The sequence below is a fragment of the Sulfuricurvum sp. genome (assembly GCF_023250475.1).
In the GTDB taxonomy this organism is placed as follows: Bacteria; Campylobacterota; Campylobacteria; order Campylobacterales; family Sulfurimonadaceae; genus Sulfuricurvum.
Genome location: NZ_JAHFAQ010000128.1, coordinates 1 through 6,096 on the forward strand (window position 1 = coordinate 1; position 6,096 = coordinate 6,096).

Annotated in this window: 3 protein-coding genes; 1 reads left to right on the top strand and 2 read right to left on the bottom strand. The window is 47.5% G+C overall.

What is annotated here, in order from left to right:
* Nucleotides 1-649: endonuclease/exonuclease/phosphatase family protein (locus Q0C19_RS10380; protein ID WP_295055736.1), on the bottom strand; the 649-nt coding region annotated here is incomplete at its 3' end.
* Between the two features lie 54 nt (nucleotides 650-703).
* Complete coding sequence (locus tag Q0C19_RS10385) at nucleotides 704-2,656, bottom strand: M3 family metallopeptidase (RefSeq protein WP_295055738.1); 1,953 nt, start codon at nucleotides 2,654-2,656, stop codon at nucleotides 704-706.
* 221 nt (nucleotides 2,657-2,877) lie between these two features.
* Here Q0C19_RS10385 and nifJ point away from each other — a divergent pair.
* A partial coding sequence (gene nifJ, locus Q0C19_RS10390; RefSeq protein ID WP_295055740.1) for a pyruvate:ferredoxin (flavodoxin) oxidoreductase occupies nucleotides 2,878-6,096 on the top strand: 3,219 nt, incomplete at its 3' end.

The following is a 6,096-nucleotide window of genomic DNA, read 5'->3' on the forward strand; positions in this document are numbered from 1 at the left end:
AGGTGATCGGGTTCTCATCCTCATCAACGGTTTTTAAGATATGGTTGATCCCCGTGATCCCGTCAGTGTTGTTGAGCTTGCGGCTTTTAATAAACGTTTTGTATTCTTCATAATGGGAATTGAAATCCCCTAAAAGGATAAAGGGTTCATTCTCCGGGAGCTCTTTGAGCCGCAAAAGGAGCCGTTTTGCGCAGCTGATCCGTTCGCTTTCGGGTCCGCTTTTGGATTTCCAGTGATTAACAAAAACCCGCAAAACTTTTCCGTCAATGATGATTTTGGCTTCGAGGATATCTCGGTAGTTACCGCTGTAGTTGATGGGGTGCTTGAGGGCGCTTTGGATGGGGTAACGGCTGAGGATTGCTGAGTTAACCGCAGAATTTCTTGTTTTGGCAAAAGCGTAATAGGGGTAATAGAGCCCTTGACGGTTTAGTTCGGCTTTGAGATCTTTGAGGGCGCTTTCGGATTCGACCTCCTGAAGACCGATAATATCGGCTCCGATTCCTCGGATAACGACGGCGGTATTGTGCAGTTTCGTCCGATACATCTCGTTCGTCCATCCCCAGTCGCCGTTAGGGATATACTCTTCATACTCGGTTCCGTCATTGTTCATGTCAAACAGATTCTCGACGTTATAGGTTGCAATTTTCACCTCGACCCCTCCTAAAAGCGATATCATTAGCGCTAACAGTGACAGAAAGCGCATCTATTCAATTCCATTCAAGCGGAGAAGATTTTTAGATTCGCACTCTCTTCCCATCATTTCGACAAACAACTCCTGCATACTTTGCGATCCCCCTTTGGCTAATACGATCTCTTTGTATTGACGGGCGAGGTCGGATCCGAAAATTCCCTCATCCACGATGGCGTAATAGGCATCGGCGCTCAGCACTTCCGCCCATTTATAGCTGTAATAACCCGCACTGTAGCCGCCGCTGAAGATGTGGCTGAACCCGTTTTGAAACTTATTATAGGCAGGGGGCTTAATGAGTGAGGTTTTGGCACGGACACGGTCCAAAAGATTTTGAATCTCCTCTCCCTGATAGAGTTTAGAGTGAAGCTCGAAATCAAAAAGGGAAAACTCAAGCTGACGGAGCATAAACATGGCGCTTTGAAAGTTTTTGGCGCGGATCAGCTTGGCAATCATCTCATCATCGAGAACTTCACCGCTCTCGTAATGTTTAGCAAAGAGCTTCAGCACTTTCGGCTCGTAGGCAAAGTTCTCCAAAAACTGTGACGGAAATTCAACCGCATCCCATTCGACGCCGTTGACGCCGCTTACCCCATGCTCTTTGACACGGCTCAAAAGATGGTGCAACGTATGCCCCATCTCATGAAAAAGGGTGACGACATCGTCATGCCGTAGAAGAGACGGGGACGTTTGGGACGAAGGGGGAAAGTTGCAGACGACGAATGCACTGGAGAGGTGGGTGCACCCCTGGGTATCTTCGCAATGGGTTTGGAAATTGTGCATCCATGCGCCGCCTCGTTTGTCTTTACGGGCTTCGAGATCGAAATAGACCCGAGCGGTGAGGTTTTCATCTTCATAGATATCATACACGGCTGCTTTTTCATCCCAGAGTTCGATCTCTTGGCGGACAAAACGGAGACCGAAGAGTTCGTTTAAAAAGGTAAACATCCCCTCCATCACGCTGTGCTGTTCGAAGTAGGGACGATACTCCTCTTCGTCAATGTCGTATTGGGCTTTTTTGAGGATTTCGCCGTAGTAGGCGGTATCGTAGCTTTGCAGATCAATACTCGGAGCAACGGAACGCAATTCATCGAGTTCGCGCATTCCCTGAACACGTGAAGCTTCGACGAGCTCGTAAAGAAATTTCAAAACGCTTGCCGTATTCGGTGCCATTTTGGAAGCGAGGGAATATTCGGCGTAATTTTCAAACCCCAAAAGTTTAGCACTCTCCTGCCGCAGAGCCATCAATTCATCGATAATGGCTCCGTTTTGCGGTGCGCGTGTCGTGTAGGCGCGATAAAGCTCTTCGCGGACAGTGCGGTTGGAACCATATGTCATATAGGCGATATAGGAGGGCATCTGGAGCGTAAATCGGTATTTTGTGGCCCCCTCTTCTTCAAATCGGGCATTCTCCAGATCGCTTTCGGGGATTCCCTTGATATCGGCTTCGTCGGTGATGATTTTTTCATAGGCGTTGGTAGCATTGAGGACATTTTGGGAAAAGTCGTTGGTGAGGACGCTTTTACGCAAGTTTATTTCCGCCAAACGCTGTTTTGACGACTCGTCTAGGTGCGCTCCCGCCAGCTCGAAATGTAGAATATTGAGATCCAGTATTCGGCGCTGCTCAAGATTCAGATGATCGTATTCATTCGCTTTGACGGCTTTAAACGCTTCGTAGATGTCAAGATTTTGACCGATGAAGGTTGAATAATCGGTTAGGATCGGTAACGTATCCGCATATACTTTTTGGGATATTTCAGAATTTTTAACGGCATTGATATGAGAAAGAGGGGTAAAAAGAAGTTCTAGCTCTTCTTCCATCAGGTCAAAAGGTCGGACAAAATTGGCGTAGGTTTTCTCGGGGAGCGCTAATAGGGTGCTTATCGTTTTGTGGTTGATCTCGATCAAGATGTTAAGATCAGAGATAAAGGTTTCTACATCAAGTTTAAAATCGGCAAATGGGTGCATAGTTTCTCCTGTAATTGCGTTATTGTAGTAAAGTGTTTCAAAAAAGATTCTATAAATTGCGAAATAAAATCAACTTCCCTATTTTCACTTCGGATAAAATACCTTTAAAATGTTAAGTATAAAAAAACCTTACATGTTTATTTTAGATTTATACATTGTAATCTTTTCATTATATAATGGTACGAAGTATAAATCGATCTTATGCAAAAGGGAGTTTTATTATGAGTAAATCTACCACAATTACCGTGGATGGAAACGAAGCCGTCGCCCTAGTCGCCCACAAAATCAATGAAGTAATTGCTATCTACCCTATCACCCCCTCATCTCCGATGGGTGAGTTTAGCGATCTCTACAGCTCTAAAGGGCAAAAGAATATATTCGGAACCGTTCCTATTGTGTATGAGATGCAAAGCGAAGGGGGCGCCAGCGGAACGGTACACGGGGCGTTGCAAGCCGGTTCGCTCACCACGACGTTTACGGCTTCTCAGGGGTTATTGCTGATGATTCCGAATATGTATAAGATCGCAGGAGAACTTACCTCGACCGTGTTTCATGTCGCCGCTCGTTCATTAGCGGCGCAGGGGCTTTCCATTTTCGGCGACCATCAAGACGTTATGGGGATCCGACAGACAGGGTTTGCCCTGTTGGCTTCAAACTCCGTTCAAGAAGCGCATGACTTTGCCCTTATCTCCCAAGCGGCAACGCTTCGTTCCCGTATCCCGTTTCTCCATTTTTTCGACGGCTTTCGAACGTCGCATGAAGTAAGCCGGATTGAAAAACTCGACGATGAGGTGCTCAAAATAATGATCGATTCGGATTTGGTTGCCGCTCACCGTCGCAGGGGGCTAAGCCCCGATCATCCTGTTCTTCGGGGAACGGCCCAGAATCCTGATGTTTACTTTCAAGGGCGTGAAAGTGTCAATCGCTACTATCAGGCATTGCCCGAAATACTCCAAGGGGAGATGGATCGCTTTGCCGCTTTGACGGCAAGGGTCTATCATTTATTTGATTACGTCGGAGCAGTAGACGCGGAGCGGGTTATTGTTTTGATGGGTTCGGGTGCCGAAGCGGTAGAGGAGAGTGTGAACTATCTTGTCTCTCAAGGGGAGAAAGTAGGTCTCATTAAAGTACGTTTAGCGCTTCCGTTTGCAGCAGAGGCGTTTATCAATGCTCTCCCACTATCGGTACAATCGATTGGGGTGCTTGATCGTACCAAAGAGCCCGGAAGTCTCGGCGAACCGCTCTATCACGATATTCTGACGGTGCTGTTTGAGAGAAAAGAAATACTTCCGTTTGCAATGCCGCGCATCATCGGGGGGCGGTACGGCCTCTCTTCTAAGGAGTTTACCCCTTCGATGATATTTTCAATTTTTGAGGAACTTTCAAAACCGTCCCCCAAAAATCATTTTACGATCGGTATCGACGATGACGTTACGTTCACGTCGCTTGAATTTGACCACGATTTGATCCTTAAAAATCCCGATCAGTTTCAAGCCGTATTTTACGGGCTCGGGTCGGATGGAACGGTGGGGGCGAACAAAAATACCATCAAGATTATCGGAACCGAAACGGAGCATTTCGCGCAGGGGTATTTTGTCTACGACTCGAAAAAATCGGGATCGATGACGACGTCGCATCTGCGATTTGGAACCAAGCCTATCAAATCCAGTTACCTGATTCAAAAGGCCGATTTTGTAGCGGTACATCAGGCGGTATTTTTGGAAAAACTCGATCTTTTGGAGATTGCCAAAGAAGAGGGGATATTTCTGCTCAACTCCCCCTATCCCAAAGAAGAGGTATGGCAGCGACTTCCTAGGGTTACGCAGGAGCGTATTATCAGAAAGAAGCTCAAATTTTATGCGATCGATGCCTATAAAGTCGCTCATGCATCGAATATGGGACGGAGAATCAACACGGTGATGCAGACGTGCTTTTTTGCCATCAGCGGTATTCTTGCTAAAGAGGAAGCGATAGCGAAAATCAAAGGCTCCATCCAAAAGACCTACGGCTCCAAAGGGGATGTGATTGTTCAAATGAACTATACCGCCGTCGATGCAACCTTGGAAAATCTTTATGAAATCGAAGTTCCTTTACGTATCGATTCACCCCTTGAACTGCAACCTACACTCAAAGGTAACATGAGCCGTTTTGTCGAAGAGATTATCGGAAAAATCACCGCGTTTAAAGGGGACGATCTTAGGGTGTCACAAATTCCGGATGATGGTACCTGGCCGACGGGGACGACGCAGTATGAGAAACGCAATATCGCACAAGAAGTCCCAGTGTGGGACGCCGATACCTGTATTCAGTGTAATAAATGTATTTCGGCCTGTCCGCATTCAGTGATCCGCTCATCTGTATTTGATACCTCTTTCCTATCCAATGCTCCCGAAGGGTTTGTCGCAAAAGGGGCGAAAGGGAAAACCTTCGGTGAAAATGAGGTATTTAACATTTCAGTCGCTGTTGAAGACTGCACGGGGTGTGCTCTGTGCGTAGAGGTATGTCCCGCTAAAAACAAATCCCAAACTTCTCTCAAAGCGATCAACATGCTGCCGCAGCTTCCTTTGCGAGAAGTGGGGATCGCACAGTGGGATTTTTTCCTCTCACTCCCTAAAATGGATCGAGAGAAGCTCGATCACGGCAACCTCAAAGAGTCACAGTTTTTAGAACCGCTGTTTGAGTTTAGCGGGGCATGTCCTGGGTGCGGGGAAACACCGTACGTCAAACTGGTTTCTCAGCTTTTCGGGGATCGGACGGTGATCGCCAACGCGACGGGGTGCAGCTCTATTTACGGGGGAAATCTCCCTACAACACCGTGGAAAAAGAATGACGAGGGGCGCGGTCCCGCATGGTCGAATTCGCTCTTTGAAGACAATGCCGAATTCGGTTTGGGGTTTCGTCTCTCGATCGATGCGCAGCGTGATCGGGCACGCGGGTTGCTGGAAACATTGAAACCGCATTTGGATGCGGCACTCGTCGAAGAAATTCTCACTGCCGATCAACATGAAGAGTCACAGATCAACGCGCAACGCCAACGGATAGAACTATTAAAAAAATCTCTTGAAAAGTTGGAAAACAGCGATACCAAAACGCTTCTCGAGCTTGCCGATTATCTCGTCAAAAAATCGGTCTGGATTATGGGGGGGGACGGTTGGGCGTACGATATCGGTTACGGCGGGCTCGATCACGTCCTTGCCAGCGGTAAAAATGTCAATATCCTCGTCCTCGATACGCAGGTTTATTCCAATACCGGAGGGCAGCAGTCTAAAGCAACGATGACGGGGGCGGTGGCAAAATTCGCCGCAGGCGGGAAAGCGGGACTCCCCAAAGACCTTGCCGCGATGGCCATTGCCTATGAAAACGTGTATGTCGCAAAAGTCGCTATGGGGGCAAATGATACTGCAACGCTCAAAGCATTTGTCGAAGCGGAGCGATATGAC